Annotated in this window: 26 protein-coding genes; 18 read left to right on the forward strand and 8 right to left on the reverse strand. The window is 54.2% G+C overall.

The annotated features are described in order from the left end of the window. Positions 1-62: 62 nt before the first annotated feature. Positions 63-1,184 carry an iron ABC transporter substrate-binding protein gene (locus BUA65_RS03625; RefSeq protein ID WP_072867411.1) on the forward strand — a complete coding sequence of 374 codons (1,122 nt, stop codon included), beginning with the start codon at positions 63-65 and terminating at the stop codon, positions 1,182-1,184. A gap of 238 nt (positions 1,185-1,422) precedes the next feature. Here the strand turns inward: BUA65_RS03625 and BUA65_RS03630 are convergent, their stop codons facing one another. Further along, positions 1,423-2,478, reverse strand: coding sequence for an ATP synthase subunit B family protein (locus BUA65_RS03630; protein ID WP_072867412.1), 1,056 nt, complete (start codon positions 2,476-2,478; stop codon positions 1,423-1,425). 161 nt (positions 2,479-2,639) lie between these two features. Further along, complete coding sequence (locus BUA65_RS03635) at positions 2,640-4,574, reverse strand: DEAD/DEAH box helicase (RefSeq protein WP_242656222.1); 1,935 nt, start codon at positions 4,572-4,574, stop codon at positions 2,640-2,642. Positions 4,575-4,966: 392 nt separating this feature from the next. On the opposite strand from BUA65_RS03635, the gene BUA65_RS03640 reads away from it, so the two are divergent. Next, on the forward strand, positions 4,967-5,530 hold the full coding sequence (locus BUA65_RS03640; RefSeq protein WP_072867413.1) for a Uma2 family endonuclease: 564 nt from the start codon (positions 4,967-4,969) through the stop codon (positions 5,528-5,530). Positions 5,531-5,705: 175 nt separating this feature from the next. Beyond that, entirely contained in the window at positions 5,706-6,557 is an 852-nt protein-coding gene (locus BUA65_RS03645; protein WP_072867414.1) for a cyanophycinase, read from the forward strand. Here BUA65_RS03645 and BUA65_RS03650 read toward each other — a convergent pair. Together BUA65_RS03650 and BUA65_RS03655 are read right to left on the reverse strand one after the other, a co-directional pair. Continuing rightward, complete coding sequence (locus BUA65_RS03650; protein WP_072867415.1) at positions 6,554-7,054, reverse strand: ribonuclease toxin HepT-like protein; 501 nt, start codon at positions 7,052-7,054, stop codon at positions 6,554-6,556. The two genes, BUA65_RS03645 and BUA65_RS03650, sit on opposite strands and share 4 nt — an antisense overlap. Further along, on the reverse strand, positions 7,038-7,463 hold the full coding sequence (locus BUA65_RS03655; RefSeq protein ID WP_072867416.1) for a nucleotidyltransferase family protein: 426 nt from the start codon (positions 7,461-7,463) through the stop codon (positions 7,038-7,040). The genes BUA65_RS03650 and BUA65_RS03655 overlap by 17 nt, the downstream gene beginning before the upstream one ends. A 606-nt stretch (positions 7,464-8,069) precedes the next feature. On the opposite strand from BUA65_RS03655, the gene BUA65_RS03660 reads away from it, so the two are divergent. The 8 genes from BUA65_RS03660 to BUA65_RS18765 all read left to right on the forward strand — a co-directional run bounded on the left by BUA65_RS03660 (position 8,070) and on the right by BUA65_RS18765 (position 16,386). Continuing rightward, positions 8,070-8,546: a hypothetical protein gene (locus BUA65_RS03660; protein WP_072867417.1), complete on the forward strand. Its 477-nt coding sequence runs from the start codon at positions 8,070-8,072 to the stop codon at positions 8,544-8,546. A 45-nt stretch (positions 8,547-8,591) separates the two neighbouring features. Then, complete coding sequence (locus tag BUA65_RS03665) at positions 8,592-9,107, forward strand: polysaccharide biosynthesis C-terminal domain-containing protein (RefSeq protein ID WP_072867418.1); 516 nt, start codon at positions 8,592-8,594, stop codon at positions 9,105-9,107. A 15-nt stretch (positions 9,108-9,122) separates the two neighbouring features. Next, positions 9,123-9,713, forward strand: a complete 591-nt coding sequence (locus tag BUA65_RS03670; RefSeq protein ID WP_072867419.1) for a flavin reductase family protein — start codon at positions 9,123-9,125, stop codon at positions 9,711-9,713. 316 nt (positions 9,714-10,029) lie between these two features. Continuing rightward, positions 10,030-11,154 carry an iron ABC transporter substrate-binding protein gene (locus BUA65_RS03675; RefSeq protein ID WP_072867420.1) on the forward strand — a complete coding sequence of 375 codons (1,125 nt, stop codon included), beginning with the start codon at positions 10,030-10,032 and terminating at the stop codon, positions 11,152-11,154. An 87-nt stretch (positions 11,155-11,241) separates the two neighbouring features. After that, positions 11,242-12,558, forward strand: a complete 1,317-nt coding sequence (locus BUA65_RS03680) for an FmdE family protein (RefSeq protein WP_072867421.1) — start codon at positions 11,242-11,244, stop codon at positions 12,556-12,558. A gap of 199 nt (positions 12,559-12,757) precedes the next feature. Then, a complete protein-coding gene (locus BUA65_RS18755; RefSeq protein WP_242656223.1) occupies positions 12,758-13,183 on the forward strand; it encodes an ABC transporter substrate-binding protein in 426 nt (141 codons plus the stop codon). A 27-nt stretch (positions 13,184-13,210) separates the two neighbouring features. After that, positions 13,211-13,513, forward strand: coding sequence for a periplasmic substrate-binding domain-containing protein (locus BUA65_RS18760; RefSeq protein ID WP_242656224.1), 303 nt, complete (start codon positions 13,211-13,213; stop codon positions 13,511-13,513). A gap of 434 nt (positions 13,514-13,947) precedes the next feature. Then, positions 13,948-16,386, forward strand: a complete 2,439-nt coding sequence (locus BUA65_RS18765) for a tetratricopeptide repeat protein (RefSeq protein WP_072867422.1) — start codon at positions 13,948-13,950, stop codon at positions 16,384-16,386. A 115-nt stretch (positions 16,387-16,501) separates the two neighbouring features. On the opposite strand, the gene BUA65_RS03695 is transcribed toward BUA65_RS18765, so the two are convergent. Together BUA65_RS03695 and BUA65_RS03700 are read right to left on the reverse strand one after the other, a co-directional pair. Beyond that, on the reverse strand, positions 16,502-16,885 hold the full coding sequence (locus BUA65_RS03695; RefSeq protein WP_131821456.1) for a hypothetical protein: 384 nt from the start codon (positions 16,883-16,885) through the stop codon (positions 16,502-16,504). A gap of 49 nt (positions 16,886-16,934) precedes the next feature. Continuing rightward, entirely contained in the window at positions 16,935-17,279 is a 345-nt protein-coding gene (locus BUA65_RS03700; protein ID WP_072867424.1) for a type II toxin-antitoxin system Phd/YefM family antitoxin, read from the reverse strand. A gap of 337 nt (positions 17,280-17,616) precedes the next feature. Here BUA65_RS03700 and tsaA point away from each other — a divergent pair, with 337 nt between their 5' ends. After that, positions 17,617-18,042: a tRNA (N6-threonylcarbamoyladenosine(37)-N6)-methyltransferase TrmO gene (gene tsaA, locus BUA65_RS03705; RefSeq protein WP_072867425.1), complete on the forward strand. Its 426-nt coding sequence runs from the start codon at positions 17,617-17,619 to the stop codon at positions 18,040-18,042. Between the two features lie 71 nt (positions 18,043-18,113). On the opposite strand, the gene BUA65_RS19165 is transcribed toward tsaA, so the two are convergent. Beyond that, entirely contained in the window at positions 18,114-18,353 is a 240-nt protein-coding gene (locus BUA65_RS19165) for an FmdB family zinc ribbon protein (RefSeq protein WP_072867426.1), read from the reverse strand. 360 nt (positions 18,354-18,713) lie between these two features. On the opposite strand from BUA65_RS19165, the gene BUA65_RS03715 reads away from it, so the two are divergent. The 4 genes from BUA65_RS03715 to BUA65_RS03730 all read left to right on the forward strand — a co-directional run bounded on the left by BUA65_RS03715 (position 18,714) and on the right by BUA65_RS03730 (position 22,670). Continuing rightward, a complete protein-coding gene (locus BUA65_RS03715) occupies positions 18,714-19,487 on the forward strand; it encodes an ATP-binding protein (RefSeq protein ID WP_072867427.1) in 774 nt (257 codons plus the stop codon). Between the two features lie 91 nt (positions 19,488-19,578). Next, positions 19,579-20,754: an iron ABC transporter substrate-binding protein gene (locus BUA65_RS03720; protein ID WP_072867428.1), complete on the forward strand. Its 1,176-nt coding sequence runs from the start codon at positions 19,579-19,581 to the stop codon at positions 20,752-20,754. Between the two features lie 93 nt (positions 20,755-20,847). Then, on the forward strand, positions 20,848-21,921 hold the full coding sequence (locus tag BUA65_RS03725; protein ID WP_072867429.1) for a FecCD family ABC transporter permease: 1,074 nt from the start codon (positions 20,848-20,850) through the stop codon (positions 21,919-21,921). Continuing rightward, positions 21,918-22,670, forward strand: a complete 753-nt coding sequence (locus BUA65_RS03730) for an ABC transporter ATP-binding protein (protein WP_072867430.1) — start codon at positions 21,918-21,920, stop codon at positions 22,668-22,670. The genes BUA65_RS03725 and BUA65_RS03730 overlap by 4 nt, the downstream gene beginning before the upstream one ends. On the opposite strand, the gene BUA65_RS03735 is transcribed toward BUA65_RS03730, so the two are convergent. Next, positions 22,582-22,914, reverse strand: a complete 333-nt coding sequence (locus BUA65_RS03735; RefSeq protein ID WP_084062022.1) for an AbrB/MazE/SpoVT family DNA-binding domain-containing protein — start codon at positions 22,912-22,914, stop codon at positions 22,582-22,584. The genes BUA65_RS03730 and BUA65_RS03735 overlap by 89 nt on opposite strands. Positions 22,915-23,039: 125 nt before the next feature. Here BUA65_RS03735 and BUA65_RS17815 point away from each other — a divergent pair, with 125 nt between their 5' ends. Then, positions 23,040-23,207, forward strand: coding sequence for a hypothetical protein (locus BUA65_RS17815; protein WP_114281453.1), 168 nt, complete (start codon positions 23,040-23,042; stop codon positions 23,205-23,207). 95 nt (positions 23,208-23,302) lie between these two features. Beyond that, the gene (locus tag BUA65_RS03740) at positions 23,303-23,866 is read left to right on the forward strand and encodes a Uma2 family endonuclease (protein ID WP_072867431.1); all 564 of its coding nucleotides are present in this window, start codon (positions 23,303-23,305) and stop codon (positions 23,864-23,866) included. Positions 23,867-23,979: the final 113 nt, after the last annotated feature.

Here is a 23,979-nt window from a genome sequence, read left to right on the forward strand (position 1 = left end):
ACAAGTGGTGATTGTCGTCCCTAGAAATTATTTAACTTGGCTGAAACAAGGGAGGAGAAAGGATGCGCACGAAAGCATTGAAGGCAGGGTTCCTGTTCATTGCCCTGCTGGTTACCCTTGTTGTCCTGGGTGGGTGCGGTGCCAAAACAGCCGGGCAGGATAAGGCTGCGCCGCAGAAAGCCGTTGTCACCGACCTGGCCGGCCGGCAGGTGGAGGTTCCCGTTCCGGCAAATAAAGTGGTGGCCATCGGCCCCGGCGCGTTGCGGCTGGTTTGCTATGTCAACGGCGCGGATAAGGTGGTGGGTGTGGAAAACCTGGAAAAAAGACAGCCCACCGGCAGGCCGTATATTCTGGCCCATCCCGAATTAAAGGATTTGCCCACCATTGGCCAGGGAGGACCCGATTCCACCCCGGACGCGGAAAAGCTTGTCAGCGTCAAGCCGGACGTAATTTTTGTCGCTTACCTGGTGGATAAGGCCAAGGCCGATGATCTCCAGGCTAAGACCGGGATTCCGGTGGTGGTTTTAAGCTACGGGAAGCTGGCCACCTTTGACGAGGACGTTTATAAGTCCCTTGTGCTGATTGGCAAAATTACCGGCCGTGAGGAGAGGGCCCGGGAAGTAGTTGATTACCTGCAAAAATGCCAGCAGGACTTGCATAAGAGGACGAAGGACATTCCTGAAGACAAAAACCCCGGGGTCTACGTGGGCGCCCTGGGCATGAAGGGAGTGCACGGCATCGAGAGCACCCAGGCCAAATATCCGCCCTTTGTAGCTGTTAATGCCCGGAATGTGGTTGACGAAACGGGTAAAACGGGAAGTGTCATGATCGACAAGGAAAAGCTCCTGGAATGGGACCCCGATATTATCTTTATCGATGAAGGCGGCTTAAACCTCGTGCGGGAAGACTACAAGAAGAACCCGCAGTTTTACCAGTCCCTGAAGGCGGTCAAAACAGGCCGGGTTTACGGCCAGATTCCTTATAATTATTACACCACGAACATCGGCACCGCCATTGCCGACGCCTACTACGCCGGAAAAGTGATTTACCCCGAACAATTTAAAGATATCGACCCGGCCCAAAAGGCCGATGAGATTTACCAGTTTCTTTTGGGCAAACCTGTTTATGAACAGATGGCGAAAGATTACGGTGGATTTAAAAAGCTGGATCTTGCCGGTCCGTAATACCCGGGGAGTTCCCATGACCGGAGCGAGCCGGACAATTCCGGCCCGATGGTAAAGGATGGTAAATCCCTGTTTTCGTGGGTGATAAAAAATATGCGGCAGGCCGCGATGGAAAACATCCCGGAAAGTCATACCCGTAGTGCCGTTGTAACAGCCCGGGGTGGTCTTCATGGCTTTGTTCGCAGTGGTCAATTGCAGCCCGTCCCGCCGGGGAGAGTAATTCTGGACGGTCCGGTTTTTAGCGCTCGTGGCTGGTGCAGATGAGCCGGCCCTCCCTGTCCGGAACCAGGCGGGTGGCCGGCTGGCCGCACAGGGGGCAGAGCGGTGGTTCCAGGCGGTGGGCCTGCAGGTTGTAAAGCACGGTGGTGGTCAGACACCGGTCTTTATGCTGCAGTTCCAGCCTGGCGTGCAGTCGCGGCACGCGATAGTCTACCAGGTGATCCAGGTGAAGGTCTACTTCCACGGCATAACGATCCAGGATATCCTTTTCCCGCCGCTGCCGGTCCGCTTCAATGGCGGCCAGCTGTTTGGCCAGGCGTTCCTTTTTTGTTTCGTCCCCGGCGGCCGCCATCTTTTTCGTAGTTTCCTGGGATAGCTGGGTATAGTAGTCCGCCATCCTGGCCAGCTCCCGTTCCATGCGCCAGGCGGCCTGGCGCTGCAGGGAAGCGGCAAGTTCCCTGGCCTGTTTTTCCGCTTCCCGGCAGGCATTCTGGTAGAGTTTTTCCGGGGGGAGATGCCGGGCGAAGGGAAGCTGGTATGGTGGCTCGCCGGCGGCCACCACCTTGCTCCACCACCCCTCAAAGTCGAACGCGATTTGCCCCGTGTAACCGTCCACCACCACTTTGAGCAGCTCTTCTCTTTTTTCGAAGGAACGGAAGACGGCCCGGAAATAAAAACCCCGGAAGACATGCTCCTCCAGCCACTGGTGAATTACCTGCGGCGGGCGGCAGCGGAGGAAGTGCAGGTGGTGCCGGATCTCGTGTTCCAGGTGTCGTTTTTCCCCGGTACCCGGGTCAGGGCAGTAAAGCACGGTGTAACGGCCGTAACCCGCCCCCAACCTGGCCAGTTCCTCCAGAAAGGGGCTGCCAAAGGTAACGAAGATGGCTTGCGGGTTTTCCCGAGCTACCTCGCTGTCAAAGGCCAGTTGAAGATGGTCTGTGGCAAAGCGGCTGCTTAATTCTTCGGGTAAGAGAACTTCCACCAGCTCGAAACCGGCCTCTTCCACGATGGCTCCGCTGCGCTCCAGGCAGGCGGTGACAAATGAACGTACCGGTATTAGTTCACTGGAAGCCACAGGAACAGGACCTCCTTTTCTTAGGGTCCGGATCTGTTAACCCGTTGCCTGTACCGCGGGATGAAAGGGGTGCTTCCGCGGGACGATAAAAGCGACGGTTGGTGTTCTCAATGGTTAGTCCTCTGGCTGTTACCGCCGCCTGCCGGGGAGCACGGGGGTGCTCAATCTTTTTCCGGTAGCAGCGCTCCCAGCAGCCGGTCGTCAAGCTCCTTGACGGCCAGATAACGTTCCTTGGCCAGGACCAGCTGCTGGCCCAGATCGTCCAGCTGGCGGCGTAGCTTTTCTTCGTCGGTGGCGGTGGACCAGATGTCCATGATGATATCTTCGAAATCCCTTTTCTCCTTGAGGTTCCCCAGGATCATGTCCAGTTCCCCCACCACCAGCTGGAACATGTTGATTTTGGCGTCCAGCAATTCCAGTATATGTGCTTCCACCGTACCGGCTGCCGACAGGTTATAGATGTATACGTCCCTGGTCTGGCCCAGGCGGTGCAGGCGGCCCACCCGTTGTTCGATGCGCATGGGGTTCCAGGGCATGTCGTAGTTGACGATTACATTGCAGAACTGCAGGTTGCGGCCTTCACTGCCGATTTCCGTGGAGACCAGGATACGGGCGTCACCGGCAAAGGCGCGCACCTGTTCCTCCTTTTCCGCCCGCCGCATACCCCCGTGTAGTATGGCCGTCTTGAAACCCTCCCTTTGCAAAAGATTGTTCAGCAAGTGCAGCGTGTTCCGGAAACAGGTGAAAACCACCACCTTATCCGGCATCCTTTCCAGTAGTTGTAACAATACTTCGGCCTTGGCCCGGCGGGGTACCAGCCGGGCCTGTCCCGCCAGGGCGTCCGCCAGGCGCCGCAGGGGTGCAGGGTTGCTGGCTTCGGCAGCCATCTTTTCCAGGGTGGGCAGCACCGCTTCGATACTGCTGCCTACCTCCCGCTGCAACGTTTTCAGCACGAACTGGTTAACCCCGCCGGACATCTTACTTTCACCGGCCCGGTAGTGGCCGCGCACAAAGGTGGTGAGGCGCCGGTAAAAAGCCGCCTCTTCCGGGGAAAGGGTTACCTCCACCACTTCCGCCCGGCGGCCGGTTTTGATGGCCCCGGTTTCACTGCGCCTGTTCCGGACCATCACCTCGCGCATGAGCCTTTTCAATTCCCCGGTGTTTTTGGGCTTCAGGGGATCACCCCGCGTAATGTACTTGCGCTTGAAGGAGGAGACTGTTTCCAGCTGGCCGGGTTGCAAAAGGGTAATCAGGTTGAACAGTTCCTCCAGGTTGTTTTCCACGGGGGTGGCCGTCAGCAGCAGCATGTATTTCTTTTTTAACTGGCTGACCAGCTGGTAGGCCCGGGTTTTCTGGTTTTTTAAGTGATGTGCTTCGTCCACGATGATCATGTCGTAAGCCGGCTCCACCACCATATTCCTGTGGGGTTTTCTCTTGGCCGTATCCAGGGAGGCGATAATGAACGGTAAGGTTTTCCAGGGATTGGGTGTGGATTTGAAATGAGGGTCGTCGCAGGTGATAAAATTCAAATTGAACTTGGTTTGCATTTCCACCCGCCACTGTTCCACCAGGGATGGAGGTGCTAACACCAGCACACGCCTGACCAGTCCCCGCAGCAAGTATTCCATCATGATCATGCCAGCCTCAATGGTTTTGCCCAGGCCAACCTCATCGCATAAAAGGGCGCGGCCGCGCAGGTTTTTCAGCACATGGCGCACGGTATCCAGCTGGTAATCCAGCAACTGGATATCACGGACCACGCCGGTGGAGAGCAGGGTTTCAAAGCCCGGCGAAAGGTGGAACCCCAGGGCCTGCCGGTGCAGGTAAAAATCCGGGATGGGGGAAGCGGCATTCTTTTCGGCAAGTTCCAGCACCTGGGCGTCTTCATCCGGGAAAAAAAAGACCTTTACTGGCGGGAGCCGGTGGTTAACTTCTGCCGGTTGCCGGTTTCGTGCCGGACTGGCCGGTTCCGCCGGTTCTTCCGGTGTATTATCGCTGCCCTGTCCCGGATGGGTGCTGATGCTCCCTGCCTGTTTGCTGGCCGGGAATAACCGGTTAATGCTTGTTTGAGGTATGTTGCCCCTGTCCTGGCTCAAAGAAATGCACCTCTTGGCTAAAATTAACTGGAAGGCCGGAATAACTTTTTGATCAGCCGGGTTTTTGTGACATTATTATACCACAAACCAGGGGTTGTCTACCGGAACGCTCGCCATCCCGGTAATTATACGGTTCATATTTTAAAGCATCCGTTGGACCTGTTAGCCGCATTTTCGGCAATAATAATTTTTCTTAAGGGGAAGGTGGGCATTGGCACGGTTTAAGTAACTGGCCCGTTACCAGAACGACGGTAGTCAGGAAATTGGTGGGCTGCGTGTCAGGCTCGGAAGATTTGCGCGGAGGGCAGCGTTAAGGTATAATAAGGTATAATTATGAAAAAGGTGCAGATAAAGGCAGTGCCAGAACCAGCCAGGGAAATGGAGGTGTGGAAATGAAAGCCGTCCTGAAAGAGCCGGCGGCCGGCCGGCAAAGGTATACCTACGAAGACTACTGCCGCCTTCCGGAAGGGTCACCCTATCAACTGATTGGGGGGGAACTGGTCATGACGCCCTCGTCCACACCCTATCACCAGATGGTGTCCATGAAACTGGAACTAAAAATGGCGGGTTATGTCCTGGAAAAAGGGCTGGGTATTGTTTTACACGCTCCCGTCGACGTCTACCTGGAGGAAACAGAAACCTACCAGCCGGACATAATTTATATTTCCAACGAAAGGCTGTCCATTATCGAAGAGAAGCGGATTAATGGCGCCCCGGACCTGGTGGTGGAGATCCTTTCCCCTAGTACCGGTTATTACGACCTGCGGATCAAGTACAAGGTTTACGAAAAGAGCGGCGTCAGGGAATACTGGATCGTTGATCCCCATAGCAAATCAATCCAGGTTTTTTGCCTGAAGGGTGGAAAATATGCCCTGGACCAGGAAGTGGAGCAACAGGGGACGGTTCAATCCCATGTAATCGCCGGATTTGCGGTAGAGGTGGAAAGTATTTTTTAAAAAGTTGACGCGATCCTGTGGCCACCCTGTACGATAAGAGCAGTTAAATAATCCTTTAGCTTCTGACACTGGATTGCTTCCGGGTATAAATTGCCCGGCTTTTTTGTTGCCGATGATTATTTTTTTCGTGCGGCGTAAAACAATTGTAAATGGGTTTACGAGCGAGGTGTATTAAATGGCAGTAAATGAATTCTTGCCAAAAGGTACCGGGGGGCCTTTCCTGCTCATCGGGGGGGCGGAGGATAAGGACGGAGAGTGCCTCATCCTGCGCGAGTTCGTCCGCCTGGCCGGGGGAGAACGGGCAAGCATTGTGGTAATTACCACGGCCACCCGCCTGCCCGGGGAAGTGGGTGAGGCCTACCGCCGGGTATTCCTGCGGCTGGGGGCAAGAGAAGTTTCGCCGGTCCACCTGGACAGCCGGAAAAAGGCCGGGGACCTGCGCCATGCCGCCATTTTGCAACGGGCCACGGGCATTTTTTTTACCGGGGGCGACCAGTTGCGGATTGCCAGGATCCTGGGGAAGACCATCTTTGAACATGCTTTGGAGGCCGCCACCCTTGGGGGAGTAGTGATCGGCGGCACCAGTGCCGGTGCGGCGGCCATGGGCGAGATCATGATCACGGGCGGCAGGGGCGGACGTTCTCCCGGAAAGAATGCGGTGAAAATGGCCCCCGGCCTGGGACTTATCAGCGGCGTGGTGATTGACCAGCATTTTGCCCAGCGGGGGCGGATCGGCCGGCTCCTTGCCGCCGTGGCCCATAATCCCCATGTTCTGGGTATCGGAATTGATGAAGATACGGCCATCGTAGTTTCGCCGGACGGTCGTTTAACCGTGCTGGGGTCCGGCACGGTGACGGTGGTGGACGGGCGGACCATCACGCATACCAGCGCTTATGATGTGCACCCCCAGCCCATGCTGGCCCTCACCGGGGCAACCCTGCACATTCTGCCGCAGGGTTACGGCTATGATTTTAAAGCCGGAAAACCTTACTCCCCCGGCAGCAGAATGGCTTGTGGCCCGCTTTAATCCAGTTCGCCGGCAAGGCGCATCAGGAAGGACCGGAAGGCGGCAACTTCCCGGGTGAACTGCTGGTATACGGAGTCCAGGTTCTCCAGGAGAGGCTGTATGCGTTTCCAGTCGAGCAGGTAGCCGTAAACGTTTCTAAAGACGTGGCGGAAACGGAGATACTCGTCCAGTTTCCAGCGCAATTCTTCGGAAATAACCGCTGGACGGAGCCCGGGAATGGGGATGGACATTTTCACCAGCAATTCTTTGTGCCAGGTCGTTCCCTGCGGAAGACTGCCGTTAACATCTCCGGCAATAGCCTCGAAAACGTCCTCGACAGCCGTATAAAAATCATGGAGCAGGCTGCCGAGCCCGCGCAGTTCGAAGGGGGTGGGAATGACCGTACTGAATTCCCGCTCTTTTGCTTCTGCTTCTTCGACAGTTAGCCGCAGGGCTTTCATAATGTGGTCCAGCTGACCCACCAGGGAGAGAAGGTCTTCTTTAGTTCTGGCCCGCATGAAATCCACCCGTTTCTTTTTCGCAAAATAGTGGTTCTAATTGTTTCCCCCCAAGCAGCTTTCCTTCCTTTCTGATGGCTGCCGCCAGCCAGGGAGGGCAGGCATCCAGATCAACTAAATCAACGGCAAATTCGGTGGCGGCATTGAGCCGCGCGATAATCCGGAAGAATTCCTGCGCTGGCAGACCGGCGGCGGCAAGATCGATGTCGGAGTTCCTGTGGAAACTGCCTGACCGGATCAGCGAACCAAAAAGCCAGACTTCTTTGGCTCCGTAATCCTGAACAAGCATTTCGGCCAATTTTCCGGCTGTTTCCCTGGCCTGTCGCAGCCTCTTTATCCGCTTCCTTTCCTCGTCTCTTTGCCTTTTGCGCCAGGCTTTTGCGTATTGTTGAAAAACCGCTTCGTCCATCAGGTTGTCCCCCAGCATAAAAATATTTGAGGACCTGGTTATTTCTTCTAAAGTAAAATTATAACACAGGCTCAATGTGAATTAAAATACTGACATTTTCACTGACGGATTTTACCCTGATAATATCACAGATGGTTTACATAACCATCGAAATTAGAACTTGACAATTTAGGTAATAATATGGTAACGTGAAAGTAATAGGAACGCCACGAAGGTGTTGATTCTTCCCTAAGGAAGGGCCTTTGTGGCGTTTTGCTTTGGGAACATGTTTGACTCAGGCCGTATGGCACGGGAAATACGCACCTTAAAAATCGGGAGGTTGGCTGAAAATGCAGTAATCATGTATGGTCGGGGTGACAGCGTCAAGAATGCACTGTTGGCTTTAAATGCATGGCGATAAGCAGAAAGGGGGGAATGCTGGTGAGACCAATCTAAGTTTGGGTATAATGCCGGGCCTCGAGCCACTTGTGAAGACTCAGATGGATTACGTGGGCGGCAAGAGTTAAGAGTTGTATTAAATAAGGTCCTGAATCCATGACGGATTCATGGGGGTTGGAAAATTAACACAAATTAGCTTTCAAAAACTGTAATGGGGGTTGTAAAACCATGCACAGCGAAGAAGAAATGAGGGTGATACGCCCGTATCTTGAGCGAGTCGGTTTGCTCCTGCGTTATTACGAGCGGTTTGGAGAAGAAGCTTTAACGGTAGCCGCTGACTTTTACAACGCTGCGGGAAAAATTCTGGGCAGCGAGGTATCGAAAAGTTTGAGCATGGGTAGGAACAGTGCAAACGAAATTGCAGCCGTTTTGAATCATATCTTGATGCCCGAGGCTCCTGGGAGGGTGGAAAATATCGCTACGGCAACGGACGATGGAAGGGTGATCTGTAAAAATGATGCCTTTTGTCCGGTGTTAGAAGCTATCAAAATGACGGGTGCCCCGTTGGACAAGATATGCCGGCATTTCACTTGGCCCTGGATCGAAGGAATTGCATCATCGGTTAATCCCAATATTAAAATTAGCGTTGTAAAATCCCGCACTTGGGGGGATGATTGCTGCCTTCACATCATTGAAATCCAGTAAACTTTTTGGTTTTGTCAACTTTCTAGTTCTTGGGAGGGATTGATTATGGAAAAAAAGAGAACAAAAGTCATGAAAAAAGAGGGGATGTGGGCTGACAGGCTTATTCAGGGTGTGGAGTACAGGCGTTTAAGGGTATTTCCTGATGAGAGAGGTTTGTTGCTGGAAATTTTAAGAAACGACGACAAGTTATTTTTAGGAGAAAAATTTGGCCAGATTATTGTGTCGGTTTGTTATCCAGGCGTGGTTAAAGGCTGGCACATCCATTCCGTCCAGGTGGACCGGCTGGCGGTTATTTCCGGGATGGCCAAAATTGTCCTTTATGATGGCAGAGATGATTCACCGACAAAGGGAGAGATCAACGAGTTTTTTGTGGGAGAACGGAACCCCCTTTTCATACTCATTCCTCCAGGAGTGTATCACGGTTTGAAAGCAATTGGGACCGAACCGGCCATTACCATAGGTCTCCCTACGGAGCTATACAACTATGATGAACCTGATGAATTCCGGGTGGATCCTCACGGCGGCGGCATTCCATACGACTGGAGCAGGAAAGATGGATGAGGGGAGGCCAGAACGATGATTTTAGCTCCACGCCAGAGGGAACATATCTTGCCCCTGCCGGTGGTGTTGATTTCCACATTGAGCGAAGACGGGGTGCGCAACATCGCCCCCTGGTCCAATATCACCCCAATTTTGAGACCTCTGGATGATATTCTTCTCGCTTCATGGATTAAACGGGATACGTTGGACAACATCCGAAAAACAGGAGAGTTTGTGGTCAACGTGCCACCCGTCAGGATGGTCGAAGCGGTCATGATTTGTTCCAAAAATTTTCCGCCAGAAGTGGACGAGTTTGAACAGGCCGGTTTGGAACCTCGCCCGTCCCGCAAAGTGAAGGTGCCCGGAGTTGAAGGCTGCCTGGCCTGGGCGGAATGCACCTTGGTAGAAGAAATCAGCCGCAAGCATTATTCCCTAGTCATTGGAAAAGTGGTACACCTGGAAGCAAACGACGATTTCTTCAACGAAGCAGGGGAAATGGACTTCGAACGAGCCACGCCGCTAACCGTTATGCTCGGTGAAAAAGGGATGTGGTTTACGCGGCCTGTTTTTGCCGGCCGCTACGCAAGTTATGCAGAAATGTTCTTGAGCGGTCAAAATGGCGGATAGTTTTTGAGGACTTTATTTAAACATACGGTGCTAAAAAATTTTTTATGTTGCAGGATTTACTTTTCGTGTGTCAAAAATATAAATTACGTTATCCCAAGCCGTAATATCCTGCACGGATATCTTAAGCAGGTAAGCCGGAAAGAAGGCGAAAAGATTTGGGTCGCGAAGGCCCTTTGCCGGCCTGAAGGCTGGGCGGGGGCCTTTTTGCATTTTCCGGAACAGGACGTCTTAACATTGTCCCGGCTTGGTTACAAAATGGTGACTGCCGAATCCTTGAAATCATTTAACTTGCATGAAATAAGGGGAGGAGAAAGAAATGCGGACAAAAGTGCTGAAGGCGGGGTTCTTGCTCATTGTCCTGCTGGTTACCCTGGTTGTCCTGGGTGGGTGCGGCGCCAAAACGGCCGGGCAGGATACGGTTGCGCCGCAGAAAGCCGTTGTCACCGACCTGGCCGGCCGGCAGGTGGAAGTTCCCGTTCCGGCAAATAAGGTGGTGGCCATCGGTCCCGGCGCGTTGCGGCTGGTTTGCTATGTCAACGGCGCGGATAAGGTGGTGGGCGTGGAAAACGTCGAAAAACAGTGGCCACCCACCGGCAGGCCGTATATTCTGGCCCATCCCGAATTAAAGGATTTGCCCACCATTGGCCAGGGAGGGCCCGATTCCACCCCGGATGCGGAAAAGCTGGTCAGCGTCAAGCCGGACGTAATTTTTGTTGCCTACCTGGTGGACAGGTCTCGGGCAGATGAACTGCAGGCCAGAACGAATATTCCGGTGGTGGTGCTGAGCTACGGCAGGCTGGCCACCTTTGACGAGGACGTTTATAAGTCCCTTGAGCTGATTGGCAAAATTACCGGCAATGAGGAAAGGGCCCGGGAAGTAGTTGATTACCTGCAAAAATGCCAGCAGGACTTGCATGAGAGGACGAAGGACATCCCTGAAGACAAAAAACCCGGGGTCTACGTGGGCGCCCTGGGCATGAAGGGAGTACACGGCATCGAAAGCACCCAGGCCAAATATCCGCCCTTTGTGGCCGTCAATGCGCGGAATGTGGTTGATGAAACGGGTAAAACGGGAAGTGTCATGATCGACAAGGAAAAGCTCCTGAACTGGGACCCCGATATCATTTTTATCGATGAAAGCGGCTTGAGCCTGGTGCGGGAAGACTACAAGAAAAACCCGCAGTTTTATCAGTCGCTGAAGGCGGTCAAAACAGGACGGGTTTACGGCCAGATTCCTTATAATTACTACGCCACGAACATCGGCACCGCCATTGCCGACGCCTACTACGCCGGAAAAGTGATTTACCCCGAACAATTTAAGGATATCGACCCGGCCCAAAAGGCCGATGAAATTTACCGGTTCCTTTTGGGCAAACCTGTATACGAGCAGATGGCGAAGGATTACGGTGGATTTAAAAAGCTGGATCTTGCCGGCCCGTAATGGTGCAGGGAAGCCTCCATTATTTGGGGAGAGCAGCTGCGACAGGAGCAAGACATGAACTTTAAATTTTGAGGAGGGTGATTTTCAATGCGGAAGGTAGTTTCAGCGGCGCTTTGTTTTGTAACGCTTCTGGCAGTGCTCGGAGGGGCCGTTTTCTTCTTCCCGGGTGGGCTTTCGGCCATGGAGCCGGTAAAAATCCTTGTAAACGGCCGGGAAGTCACTTTCGATGTTTCACCTTTTTTACAGGAAGGACGCGTGCTGGTGCCGGTGAGCCGGCTTGCCGAAGCTCTGGGGTGCGGTGTGAAGTGGGACGAGAAAACGAACGCGGTAGAGGTCACCTGTCCGGCTTTCCCGCAAGGGGCGGCTGGCGAATACAGGTTCTGGCGGTTGCTGGCTGAGCAGGCTGCAGGGGAGGCCTTTAAATACCTGGAGAGAAGAGGGGACTTGCTGGTGCTGACCAATGCCGGTTACGTGACGGTGGGCGGCAGTTCAACCGCCCCCTGCCTTGACGGCCTTATTGCTGCTACCGGTTGCAGCCCTGGACGGGGCAACCTGCTGGAGGTGCATACTGCTGATAGCAAACCCCTCTGGTTTTTCTTTTTTGAAAAGAAAAGCGGCCAGGGCGTGTTTGTGGAGGTGGATGGCGCAAAAGCCGCAGGCTTTGTGGCTTCCGGGAGTGATCCGAACGCAGTTGATAGCAACCCGGCACAATTTTTTAAAAAAGTAGTGGCTGAAAATGTGTCGGCGGAAAAACTCCTGGCCAATCCCGGCGATTGGAACCAAAAAGTCCAGATGAAAGTGTTTTCCGGTTTGGAATTTAACATTGTCACCATTGCCAATCTGGCGGCAAAAGGAGCGCAACCCGGCCTGGTAAAAGCAGCGCTCTTTCACGACCACCTCTGTCCGGGAGTGACCAGCGGTTACCTTCTGGCTAATTACCTGAAGAAAGAGTTTCCTCTGCGTTCGCCCGATGAAAGCTACTACGTCCTGGCCGTTCCGCCCTGGTGCAAAGACGATGCCCTGCAGGTAGTCCTGAATACTACTCCCGGAAAATCCGGCATGGCCGTAATACCGGTGAACGCTTCCGCCAGGGAAAACCTGAAGCCGGAAGCCAAAAACCTGGCCGGGATCTATTTCCGTTACGATAGCAAAGCTAAAAAAGGTGACGGGGTTGTCCTGGCGTTTGACTTTGCAAAAGCCCAGAGCCTGAGCGGTATTGACATGAATAAAGGTTTCCCCTGGGAAACCCGCCTCAAATCCGATCTCTGGTACCTCGATTACCTGGACAAGCCGGAGTTGTTTATAAATGTGATCAAGAAATTCGAGCTGAAACCGGGTGAAGTCCCTGACGATTATGCCCAGCCGGGGGCCAACCCGCTGGCCAGGTTGGACCTGCTGCAATAACGGTGCTTTTGGTTCTTGCAAATTTTGCGAAAGTGGGCGGTCCGGGTTCCGGCAAGTTACCGGGTCGCCCGCTTCGTGCCATGTCGCTCCAGGGGCTGGCGGCGGTTTCAGGCGGGAAAAGATTTTCAAGCACCCGCACGGGTATTTGCCCGGCGCGGGTCAAATATGGGGGTGAAAAAACTGGCTCGGGAAGGGAGCATTGCTGATTTCACGGCAGGTGCACTCAGGGAACCCCGTTTCTGGGCGGAGGCCTGGAGCGGGGCGCACAAAAATTCCCCTGCGCCAGGCGGTGAGCCTGGCCATAGACCGTGCGCAGATGGTCAAAGAAGTGCTTGGCGACTACGGCGAGCCGGCAGATACTCTCTTTACTCCTCTGGCCACGACGTGGGTGGTTAGAGGGCTCTGGACAACTGATGAGGACAGAGCCACGGAGCTGGTCACCCAGGTGAAGGCCGGCACGCCACACAAAGTGGTTTTTGCCGTCAATTCGGCCCTGGCCAACCGCTGGTCGTACAAGCCGATAGCGGAGATACTGCAGTGGGAACTCAAAGCTTTTGGATTTGAGGTTGAGCTGAAGTTGCTGGAAATGGGCGCCTGGAATGAAGCGGTAAAGAAAGGCGAATAGGACCTCACCTTAACGCCCTACACGTTGATGACCGGTGACCCGGACTTCTTCTTCGGCCGCTGGATCATCTCCAGCGGGCAGATGAACGTGCAGCGGGGAGTGGGATACAATAACCCGGAGGCGGACCGGCTGGTGGAGTTGGCTGCTGCCGAGCGAGAACCGGCAAAGAAAAAGGAGCTTTATGATCGGCTGCAGCGGCTGGTAGCAAGTGATGTGCCTCTCTGCCCCATCTACCATGATGTATGCCTGTACGCAACAAGAAAGGAAGTCCAGGATTTAACGCTGGATCCCTTCTTTAAACCGAGCTTGGAAAAAGCCTGGATTAAGTGAACCTCCCCCAGGACAAGCCCGGGGGCTTCGTCCCGGGGGTTTCTCATGTCATCGGAAAGCCACCTGCAAAAGCGCAGGTCTTACGCTTTCCTCGTGAGCTACATCCCGGCATTTGCCGGGAAGGCCCGGTCCATAAGCGTCTACTGCTCATCGTAGATACGTCAGGCTGCTTTCTGTAGCGCCAGCACTTGCGGCCGCAGGTATTATGAAGGCATTCAAATCCTGGCCAGGAACGAACCGCCATTGATTAATTGCGAAAAGCCTGCCACAGCGGTGTCCTGCGCCTGGCTGAAATCATTCGGGTGATGAAAATTGTTTTTTTGGAGGAATTTTGGGAGTAAAAAGCGAAAATAGATGGCAACCCCTGGATTGGTCGGAAGAAATGAAAAAATCGCGATGGGTACACACTGATAACAGGAAAGGGAGTTTTCAAGATGTCTGCCCCGCTCTGGCAGTACGCCGACTATCTGCAATACGCCGGTCATCCCAGCCCCTTGGTGCGCGAATGGGCCCTTAAGGGACTGGAATACCACTATCCTGAACAGGGTTTACCGGTAGCGCTAAAACTTCTTGACGACCCGGAGGAGGAGGTTTCTCGAGAAGCATCCCTCTACCTGGCGGAGCACGCCACCGCCCGGGAGTGCCCCTCTCTTTTAGATGCTTTCTTTGCCCGGAAAACCAAGGCCAGTCCGGTATACTTAAAAGCTTTGGGCCGGGCCGGTTATGTCCAGGCTGTTCCCCTGCTGGTCGAACGGCTGGCGGTCACCCGAGATAAAAATGAAATGCTTATGCTTGCTGAAATTTTGGCCTCCCTGGGCGGCCCCTTAGCCAGGGAAGCTCTCTTACGGCTGCTGGCTCAAGTCAAGACGGACCCCCTTCTCTGGTCAGGCGTGGCTGCTTCCCTGGCCAGGCTGGGCCAATCGGCGGATCTCCGGCAAATAGCGGCCGATTATTTTGACCGTCTGAAGACAGCTTACCCCTATGATCACCGGGGGCTGGCCGACATTGCCGGGGTAAGGGAACTGGCGGAGGCCCTGGCCCGGATCTGGACGGGTCGGGGCAAACGGCGGCAGGAACTGCTCGACTGTGCGGTGGAATACTTTGGTCCCGACTTTCCGGTGGACTGGTTTTGCTCCGCCGATCTGGCTCCGCTCTGGCGCCGGATTACCAGGGCGTCCCGGCTGGACGATCTTTCCGGGGCGGTGCTGGAAATGGCCCGGCAGGTCATCAAAAGCCAGCGGCGGGACGAAAATATGCTCACGGCAGCCGCAGCGCTCACCAGGGAGGAAAACCCGTACCGGCGGTTGGCTGGCTTGCGCTGGCTGCTGCTGGCAAGCCTGCATCAGGAGGCGCGGGAAAATAATTCGCGCCGGATACCGGGAGAAACTGCCGGCATTTTACTGGCGTGCCTTTTTGCCCTGGCGGCGGATCCAAATTACGGTGAAGTCCCCGCGGACACCCCGCCGGAGGAACGGGAACGGCTGCTGATGGAATTATTAACCGGCCCGCGGCCAGAAGTTAGCCCGGCGGTGATAGAAGAGGTGGCTGAGCTGGGTGGCCGGGTGGTAAAAGAGCTTACCGACGTGCTGGTCAAAGATCCGGCCGGTTGGGGGGCGCTACGGGCCGTCCGGGTGCTCCGCCAGTTGGCCCGCAGGCAGCCGGAAGCTTGCCTGCCTGCGGCCCCGGCTTTGCTTGCCGTGCTGGAGAACGATGCCGCCCTGGATTTAATGGAGGATTGCGTAGACGTCCTTGCTACCCTGGGGCCGGCCGTGCTTCCCCTGATTGATCGAGCTTTTCAGAACAACTCCCGCTCGGGTGCCGAGTTTCACCTTCTGAGCATTCTCGGCCGGCTTCCCTACCCGGAAGCAGTGGCAATCCTGGCCAGGCAGGAGCAGCTTTTGTTTGCGGCCACGGAATCCTACTGTCTGGCTGTAAAAAGCCTGGCCAGCGCCTCTTTTCTCGAACTTTACCGGCGGGAGTGGCGCCCGGGGGAGTTTTTGCTCACCGAAACCCTCCTTTTTTTGGCCGAGTTGCACGGACAGCCCATTCCGGAACTGCCCCGGCTGCGCCGGGAGTACCGCGAATACCGGCAAAGGCAGAGAAAAAGCCTGGCCACTTTGGAATCGGCCCTCAAGAGGGGAATTCTTCCCGAAAGGGATGACGAAAGCCGCTCCCTTGAGCTCAAGTGCCGTCGCTGCGGCCGGGTTTACCATTATGAGGTAGAAGAGCTCTTTGTTGATATAAGCCAGTACAGGAAGGAATCAGCAAACCTGCGCGATGCCCTGCTGATCCAGGAAGACATTGTTTGCAAGGGATGTGGCGCCGTCAACGATTATGAGTATACAAATGCAGCCATGCTGGCGTTGACGGCGGAGATAATGCTTCTGGCCGCTCGGGGTCAAAAGGAAAGTTCCTGGCTTACGTTTGGCAGGAGCACCACCTTCGACGGGAAGGAAATCCCGCTTTCAAAAATGCCCGCCTATTTCGAGCGGCTGGTTCAGCGCTCTCCCGCCAACGCTGCGCTGCGGGTCCGGTACGGAAATGTGCTGCGCCGGCTGGGTCGGGTTGAAGAAGCCCTGGCCCAGTACCAGACCGCCCTTCGGCTTGAACCGGACAACGCGGAGGCAGCGTACGCCCTGGGCACACTCTACCAGAGCATGGGCCAGGGTGACAAAGCGGCTCCCCTGCTGGCCAGGGGGGAAGCTTTTCTGGCCGGGCAGCCTGCCGTGATGGAAACGGCCGGGCAAAACCTCCGGGACGATCCCCCGGATAAAGTAACTCCAGTTCCAGTCAGGGTGGCCAGGATCGGGCGCAACCAACCCTGCCCCTGCGGGAGCGGTAAAAAGTACAAGCACTGTTGTGGGCGGAGGTAAGGCTCCGGCGTTTAATGATTCGGTTAATCGGGAAAAGATGAGGGTTAGGTACTTATTTTTTGGAATAATCCGGGTGGTTAGAAAGGGGGTGCCGGTGCCTTCGGATTTGGTGATCTCACTGTCTTTGAACATATTCCCGGGGTGTAAAAACTGCAATGGCTGTTCTGCCGGAAAAATGTTTTTTGTTCCAGGTGACAATGGCCGCGGCCCCGTACATTTCTGCTTCTCTTAAAAAGATGGCATCGCCGACGGTCATTTTCTTCAGGATGTACGCCGTTAGCTCACTGAAGTAATCGAGACTGCCCGTTGTTTCCTCCGGGCGCTCGAAAGGGTCGAGAATTTCAACGGGATAAACCTCCGGAAACGAATATAGCCACTTTTCTTGCTCCTCGGCGGATAGGTTGAAAGAAGTGATTCCGCAAATTTCTAAGAGTGTAAAAAACGGAACGGCTGCTCTGATCCCCATTTCGTTTATTCTCTCCAGGAACTGCTTATTCACCTTGTGATTCTTATCCCTGGGGAAAAAGCGGTCTAATAAAAAAATATTGCTATCGAGAAAAACCATAAAAATCACCCTTGGCAGCTCTGTCCATTTCTTGCCAGGAGGGAAATTCTTTTACTTTTCCCGATATCTTATCGTTTAATTGCCGCAATTCCTCTTTTGTCATGGCTAGCAACTGCGGGTGTTTTTGGCCAATCTGCTTTCGGATTTTCTGATAAAGCGAACTGTTGCTTTTGCCGCCGGTAAGATCGCTTTCCTGGAACGGTTTGATGGTTGCGACGGGTTTGCCGTAACGGGTCACCACAATTAAATTCCCTGTTTCAGTAGCGCGCAGGATTTCGTTTGTTTTGTTCTTCAATTCCCGCGTGCTGATAAAATTTATGTCTGGCATGCCTCCTCAACCCCCCTTTGGTTCTATCGTCCTGGATATTTGTGTTGCTACGATTATAGCTACACTTTCCTTTCCTGTCAATGGGGGTGGGAAAAATGATAGATTGCCATCGAAAGCAAAAAAAACAGGTCCTCGCCGGTTGTATCCCGGGGACCTTCTCGTTCGTGTACCCTCGACGCCAGGCCGGCAATAATCACGCTGCTGTCCAGGAATACTTCTAGCAAATCACATAAACAGCCACGGAGGGCCGGATGACCTTTTTGGAGAATAGAGGCGTGGCTTTATTATTTTTTTGGACCAGAGTGTTCACAAGTTAATTTAAAGAAGGTGATCGCTTTTGGAGCTAATTCCCATTGGGGTAATCCACAGCCCTTACCGGGTGCCCGGCGAGGCGCCGCACCAGGGGCGTTTTTCCGACCGGACGGCGGAGCTGGAGATTTACCCCCAGTTCACGGAAGGTTTGAAAGATGTGGAACAAGCAACCCACCTGATTGTGCTTTACTGGTGCCACCTGGCGCGCCGGGACACGCTGCAGACAAGAACGCCCTTTGGCCCGAAAATACGCGGTGTTTTTGCCTGCCGCTCACCTTCCCGGCCCAACCCCATTGCCTTCTGTGTGGCGGAACTGCTGGAGGTGAAGGAAAACCGCCTGCTGGTGCGTGGGGTCGACGCGCTGGACGGGAGCCCGCTTATAGACATAAAACCGTATTCTTCTGATGTGGACAGTGTTCCGGGGGCACGCATCGGCTGGTTTAAAAAGTAAATCCAGGGGGGTTCCCTGTGCCAGTTTAACCTGTCCGAATTGCGGGTCGTCAATGACCAGAGGACAGTAAATTATGATCTTCGGCAGGAGTTGCCTGAAGAACAGGGGGGTGCGCTGCAGCGCTCCGTTCGCCCACAGCATGTTGTCCCTGCTGGCCGGGATGATCCTTTCATTACATAGGGGGCGGGGAAAAGCCGCGTAAGACTGTTGCTTTGGCAGTTCGGGCAGCTTTCGGGGTAACCGCTGCCTCCGGAAATGTTGACTTCCCAGATGTGGCCGCAGTCCTGGCACTTAAAGTCGTAAACAGGCATTTTCAACCACCTTGCTTGTTAAAATGAACATATGTTATAAAAAATATAATCCGCAGGGCTACGGAAGTCAAGTAAAAAATGGCGGCTTACCCTGCCAGGTGTTTCAGGGGATCCTGCAATTAGGGCCGAAAATTAAAAAGTTTTGCATTAAAGTTTTTTGGGGCAAATGTACGTGCATGAAAAATTAAGCTGTTAAAAATTTTTTGTTGCAGGATTTTCTTTTCGTATGTAAAATATTATTGACATGAAACAAGAAATAAGGCGATAAAATTTGGGTCAGGAAGACCCTTTGCCGGCCTGAAGGCTGGGCAGGGGGTCTTTTTGCATTTTCCGGAAAATACAGGATGGGAGGGTTTTTCGATGCTAAAAATCATGATCTGCGGCCGGGGCGGCAGCGGCAAGAGCACGCTGGTTACCTTGCTGGCAAGAGCGCTTGCTGAACGGGGAAAGGTGCTGGTAGTGGATACTGACGAATCGAACCTGGGCCTGGATAAAATGCTGGGCCTTTCCACCCCGGCGATGACTTTAATGGGTTGCCTGGGCGGTAAACCGGCGGTGCGCGAGAAGTTGCTGGCTTCCCTTCAGCAAAAGGGCAGTGAAAATACGGGCTTCTTTACGGAAGACTTGAGCCTGGCCAGCTTGCCCCCTGAATGTACTGGTGGGGAGTGGCCGTTGCGTTTCCTGCGTATTGGTAAAATTGAGCGCAGTTTGGAAGGTTGTGCATGTCCCATGGGGGCGGTGGCCCGCTCGTTTTTAAAGCAGTTGCGGGTTGATCAAGACGAGTGGGTGCTTGTGGATACCGAAGCCGGGGTGGAGCATTTCGGCCGGGGAGTTGTAGAGGGTGTCGACCTGGTGGTGATGGTGGTTGATCCTTCGCACGAGGCGGTCCTGCTGGCCGGGCGGGCCAGAGCACTGGCGGCGGGAGTAGGAAAGGAGTTTGTGGCTGTTTTAAACAAGGTCGATGCCGTGACGGAACCTTTTCTCCGCCGTGAGCTGTCTGAGAAAGGTATTCCGGTGCGGGGCGCGTTTGGTTTTTCGCCGGAAATCACGAAAGCCAACCTGGTAGGCAATCCGCTGCCGGCGGGAAACTATCGGGAACAGGTAAAGGAGTTGCTGGCTTCCCTCGCAATTTAAGATTTTAAAACATTACTCCGGCCTGATTGACAAGTGGTGATTGTCGTCCCTAGAAATTATTTAACTTGGCTGAAACAAGGGAGGAGAAAGGATGCGCACGAAAGCATTGAAGGCGGGGTTCCTGTTCATTGCCCTGCTGGTTACCCTGGTTGTCCTGGGTGGGTGCGGTGCCAAAACAGCCGGGCAGGATACGTCTGCGCCGCAGAAAACCGTTGTCACCGACCTGGCCGGCCGGCAGGTGGAAGTTCCCGTTCCGGCAAATAAGGTGGTGGCCATCGGCCCCGGCGCGTTGCGGCTGGTTTGCTATGTCAACGGCGCGGATAAGGTGGTGGGCGTGGAGGACGTGGAAAAACAGAAGCCCCGCGGCAAGCCCTATATGCTGGCCCATACCGAACTTAAAGATTTGCCCTCTATTGGCCAGGGCGGTCCCGATATCGCACCGGATGCGGAGAAGCTTGTCAGCGTCAAGCCTGAGGTAATTTTCGTTGCCTCCTTGCTGGACAAGTCACAGGCGGACGAACTGCAGACCAAAACAAATATACCGGTAGTGGTACTGAACTACGGCACCGAGGTGCCCTTTGATGAAAATGTTTACAATTCCCTCCTGCTGATCGGCAAGATCATCGGCAACGAGAAAAGGGCACAGGAAGTGGTAGCTTATCTTAAGAATTGCCATCAGGACTTGCAGGAGAGAACGAAAAATATCCCTGCTGACAAAAAGCCCGCAGTTTATGTGGGTGCTCTGGGCGCAAAAGGAGCGCACAGCATTGAAAGCACAGCTCCCAAATACGGGCCTTTTGTGGCCATTGGTGCTAGAAACGTGGTTGAAGAAGTCCAGGGTCGCGGAAGCGCGGTAATTGAAAACAAAAAGCTTTCCCAAATGGGTCGCGCACTTGGGCGCAACGTAATGATTGAAAAAGAAAAACTTTTGGAGTGGGATCCTGACATCATTCTTATCGATGAAGGCGGCTTGGAACTGGTGCAAAATGACTACAAGAAAAACCCGCAGTTTTATCAGTCGCTGAAGGCGGTCAAAACAGGCCGGGTTTACGGCCAGATTCCCTTTAACTTCTATAACACCAACATCGACACCGCTATTGCCGACACCTACTACGCCGGAAAAGTGATTTTCCCCGAACAATTTAAAGATATCGACCCGGCCCAAAAGGCCGATGAGATTTACCAGTTTCTTTTGGGCAAACCTGTATATGAACAGATGGCGAAGGATTACGGTGGATTTAAAAAGCTGGATCTTGCCGGTCCGTAATACCCGGGGAGTTCCTTTGTTCGGAGCGAGCCGGACAATTCCAGCACGATGGTAAAGGATGGTAAATCCCTATTTTCGTGGGTGATAAAAAATATGCGGCAAGTAGCGATGGAAAATATCCCGGAAAGTTACCTTAAGTATACCCAGAGAAAAGTTTTCATCATTTGCCTGCTTGTCCTTTTAACCGCCCTGCTGGGTGTCTACGCCATCAACGCCGGGTCGGCGGAGCTTTCGCCGGCCCAGGTGCTGCTGACGCTGCTGGGCAAAGCGGAGGGACGTTTAAATATCATTATCTGGAATATCCGGTTGCCCCGGGTGCTGGCGGCGGTCACCGCCGGGGTCGGCCTTTCCGTGGCGGGTTGCGTGATGCAAAACCTCTTGCGAAACCCCCTGGCGTCCCCCTTCACCCTGGGCATTTCGCAGGGCGCGGCCTTTGGCGCCGCCGTGGCCATCATTGCCCTGGGGGCGGGGAGCACCCACAGCACCAGCGCTGATGCCGTCATCATCAACAACCCTTACCTGGTCACCATTTCCGCCTTTGTGGGGGCGATGGCGACGACCCTGGTGGTCCTCTTCCTGGCCCAGGCCAGGGGGGTCACTCCCGAAGCGATGGTCCTGGCGGGGGTGGCCCTGGGCTCCCTTTTTTCAGCCGCCACCGTCATCCTGCAGTTTTTTGCCAGCGACGTGCAGGTGGCTTCGATTGTTTTCTGGACCTTCGGCGACATCGGCCGGGCTTCCTGGCGGGATCTGGAAATCATGGCCGCGGTAACCGGCGCCGCGCTGCTTTACTTTATGGCCAACCGGTGGAATTACAACGCTCTGGACGGCGGGGAGGAGACGGCCAAAGGGCTGGGTGTTGATGTGGAGAGAATCAGGTTGACCGGGATGTTCGTGGCCTCCCTGGTCACGGCGGTAACTGTATCGTTTCTGGGCATCATCGGTTTCATCGGCCTGGTCGGCCCGCACATGATGAGGAGGGTGCTGGGTGTCGACCACCGTTTTTTAATCCCGGCCTCCAGCGTAATGGGAGGGCTTTTGCTGCTTGCTTCCGATACCCTGGCAAGGACCATTATTTCCCCGGTTGTTTTGCCGGTGGGGGCGATAACCTCCTTTATGGGTGCCCCCCTGTTCCTTTACCTTCTCTCCAGGGGGTACGGCAAAAGATGATCCTGTCGGTAGACGGAGTGGAATTCAGTTACGGCAGCCGGCCCGTGTTAAAGGATATCAAACTTGAAGTCAACAGGGGGGAATTTTTTTCTATCCTGGGCAACAACGGCGCCGGTAAGTCCACCCTGCTCAAGTGCCTGAACAGAATTTTAAAGCCGCAAACGGGGACAATTCTCATTGAAAAAGAAGACCTGTTTGCTCTCAGCCGCCGGGAAGTTGCCCGCCGCCTGGGGTACGTGGCGCAAAGATACGAAAGCACCCGGCTTACAGTCTTCGACGCCGTGCTTTTGGGCAGGATACCCCACATCAAGTGGAGTACTACCGCAAAAGACCTGGAAATCGTCCGGAATGTTTTGGGCATCCTCGGCCTGGAGGAGTTTTCCCTGCGCTACCTGGATGAATTGAGCGGGGGAGAGCTGCAAAAGGTGGTTATTGCCAGGGCCCTGGCCCAGGAACCCCGGGTTCTTTTGCTGGACGAACCCACCAGCAACCTGGATTTGAAAAATCAATTCGAGGTTTTGAAAACGGTGAAAAGTGCGGCCAGGGAACAAAACATTGCGGCGGTGGTGGTGATGCACGACCTTAACCTTGCTTTGCGGTTTGCAGATAAATTCCTGCTCCTGAAGAACAGGACCGTCTTTGCTTGCGGGGGGATGGAAATCATGACTCCGGAAAACATCGCCGGCGTCTACGGTGTTCCGGTAGCGGTGGAAAGACTGGCGAACATACCTGTAGTCGTACCGTTGTAACAGCCCGGGGTGGTTCTGCCCGGCTATCCTCTCTTAATTCCGCCAGTATCTGCTTCAAGTCCACTCCGCTCTTTTCCATTTCTTTACGGACGGAAGCGGCCAGCTCTTTCACCAGCATCTTTTCCGGGGTGGCCACGATTGCTCGCCCTGCCTTGAAGACCTCCAGGATCGTATCTTCTTTGATTCCCAATCTTTCCCTTATTTCAGCCGGAATGGTGAACTGCCCTTTGCCCCAGACACGCACCTTCTTCTAATGTTATGTATCGAGGTGAAATAGTGGAAACGGGTGTATCCTTCGAAATATTCGAAAACCCGGAACATGTTTACACCAGAAAGCTCTTGAGGGAAGCTTTCAGAGATTTGGTTTGATTGAATGCTTCCGCTGGTGTCCCGGGGGTGGTCATGGGCGGCAGCGGTCCCACTGTTTTTGGCATGTGCCGGGATGGGGGGAAGGCCCGCCGGGTGGCCGGACGGCTTCACCCGGGGCTGGGGCGGCTTTTGCACACCCATTTTTTGCGGCCAGGCAGGTTCAGATAGTTTGCGCAAACTGCTGTGTTCAGGTAAAATAATGAAAAAGCTGCGGATTAAGGCAATGCCGGAACCAAGAACGCAGGGAAATGGAGGTGCGAAAAATGAGCGTCGTCCTGGATGAGCTGGCGGCCGGCCGGCAAAGGTATACCTACGAAGACTACTGCTGCCTTCCGGAAGGGTCACCCTATCAACTGATTGGGGGGGAACTGGTCATGACACCCTCGCCCACACCATACCACCAGATGGTGTCCATGAAACTGGAATTAAAAATGGCGGGCTTTGTCCTGGAAAAGGGACTGGGCATTGTTTTGTACGCTCCTGTGGACGTCTATCTGGAAGAAACAGAAACCTACCAGCCGGACATAATTTATATTTCCAACGAAAGGCTGTCCATTATCGAAGAAAAGCGGATCAATGGCGCCCCGGATCTGGTGGTGGAGATCCTTTCCCCCGGTACCGGTTATTACGACCTGCGGATCAAGTATAAGGTTTACGAAAAGAGCGGCGTCAGGGAATACTGGATAGTTGACCCCCACTGCAAATCGGTCCAGGTTTTTTGCCTGAAGGGCGGGAAATATGCCCTGGACCAGGAAGTGGAGCAACAGGGGAAGGTTCAATCCCGTGTAATCGCCGGATTTGCGGTACAGGTGGAAAGTATTTTTTAAAAGTTGACGCGATCCCGGGGCCACCTTGCCCGGCAAGGGCGGGACACCCCAGGCCGGCCTGTTCCCGTTTGTTTCGCCTTCAGCCTCCAAACGCTCTTCCATCCTTTCCTTTA

The organism is Desulfofundulus thermosubterraneus DSM 16057 (genome assembly GCF_900142025.1).
GTDB classification, from domain to species: Bacteria; Bacillota; Desulfotomaculia; order Desulfotomaculales; family Desulfovirgulaceae; genus Desulfofundulus; species Desulfofundulus thermosubterraneus.

Coding starts and splice junctions, on each gene's coding strand:
- BUA65_RS03625 (WP_072867411.1), top strand. CDS start 63: ATGCGCACGAAAGCATTGAAGGCAGGGTTCCTGTTCATTGCCCTGCTG.
- BUA65_RS03640 (WP_072867413.1), top strand. CDS start 4,967: ATGAAAGCCGTCCTGAAAGAGCCGGCGGCCGGCCGGCAAAGGTATACC.
- BUA65_RS03645 (WP_072867414.1), top strand. CDS start 5,706: ATGGCAGTAAATGAATTCTTGCCAAAAGGTACCGGGGGGCCTTTCCTG.
- BUA65_RS03650 (WP_072867415.1), bottom strand. CDS start 7,054: ATGCGGGCCAGAACTAAAGAAGACCTTCTCTCCCTGGTGGGTCAGCTG.
- BUA65_RS03655 (WP_072867416.1), bottom strand. CDS start 7,463: ATGGACGAAGCGGTTTTTCAACAATACGCAAAAGCCTGGCGCAAAAGG.
- BUA65_RS03660 (WP_072867417.1), top strand. CDS start 8,070: ATGCACAGCGAAGAAGAAATGAGGGTGATACGCCCGTATCTTGAGCGA.
- BUA65_RS03665 (WP_072867418.1), top strand. CDS start 8,592: ATGGAAAAAAAGAGAACAAAAGTCATGAAAAAAGAGGGGATGTGGGCT.
- BUA65_RS03670 (WP_072867419.1), top strand. CDS start 9,123: ATGATTTTAGCTCCACGCCAGAGGGAACATATCTTGCCCCTGCCGGTG.
- BUA65_RS03675 (WP_072867420.1), top strand. CDS start 10,030: ATGCGGACAAAAGTGCTGAAGGCGGGGTTCTTGCTCATTGTCCTGCTG.
- BUA65_RS03680 (WP_072867421.1), top strand. CDS start 11,242: ATGCGGAAGGTAGTTTCAGCGGCGCTTTGTTTTGTAACGCTTCTGGCA.
- BUA65_RS18760 (WP_242656224.1), top strand. CDS start 13,211: ATGACCGGTGACCCGGACTTCTTCTTCGGCCGCTGGATCATCTCCAGC.
- BUA65_RS18765 (WP_072867422.1), top strand. CDS start 13,948: ATGTCTGCCCCGCTCTGGCAGTACGCCGACTATCTGCAATACGCCGGT.
- BUA65_RS03700 (WP_072867424.1), bottom strand. CDS start 17,279: ATGCCAGACATAAATTTTATCAGCACGCGGGAATTGAAGAACAAAACA.
- BUA65_RS19165 (WP_072867426.1), bottom strand. CDS start 18,353: ATGCCTGTTTACGACTTTAAGTGCCAGGACTGCGGCCACATCTGGGAA.
- BUA65_RS03715 (WP_072867427.1), top strand. CDS start 18,714: ATGCTAAAAATCATGATCTGCGGCCGGGGCGGCAGCGGCAAGAGCACG.
- BUA65_RS03720 (WP_072867428.1), top strand. CDS start 19,579: ATGCGCACGAAAGCATTGAAGGCGGGGTTCCTGTTCATTGCCCTGCTG.
- BUA65_RS03725 (WP_072867429.1), top strand. CDS start 20,848: ATGCGGCAAGTAGCGATGGAAAATATCCCGGAAAGTTACCTTAAGTAT.
- BUA65_RS03730 (WP_072867430.1), top strand. CDS start 21,918: ATGATCCTGTCGGTAGACGGAGTGGAATTCAGTTACGGCAGCCGGCCC.
- BUA65_RS03740 (WP_072867431.1), top strand. CDS start 23,303: ATGAGCGTCGTCCTGGATGAGCTGGCGGCCGGCCGGCAAAGGTATACC.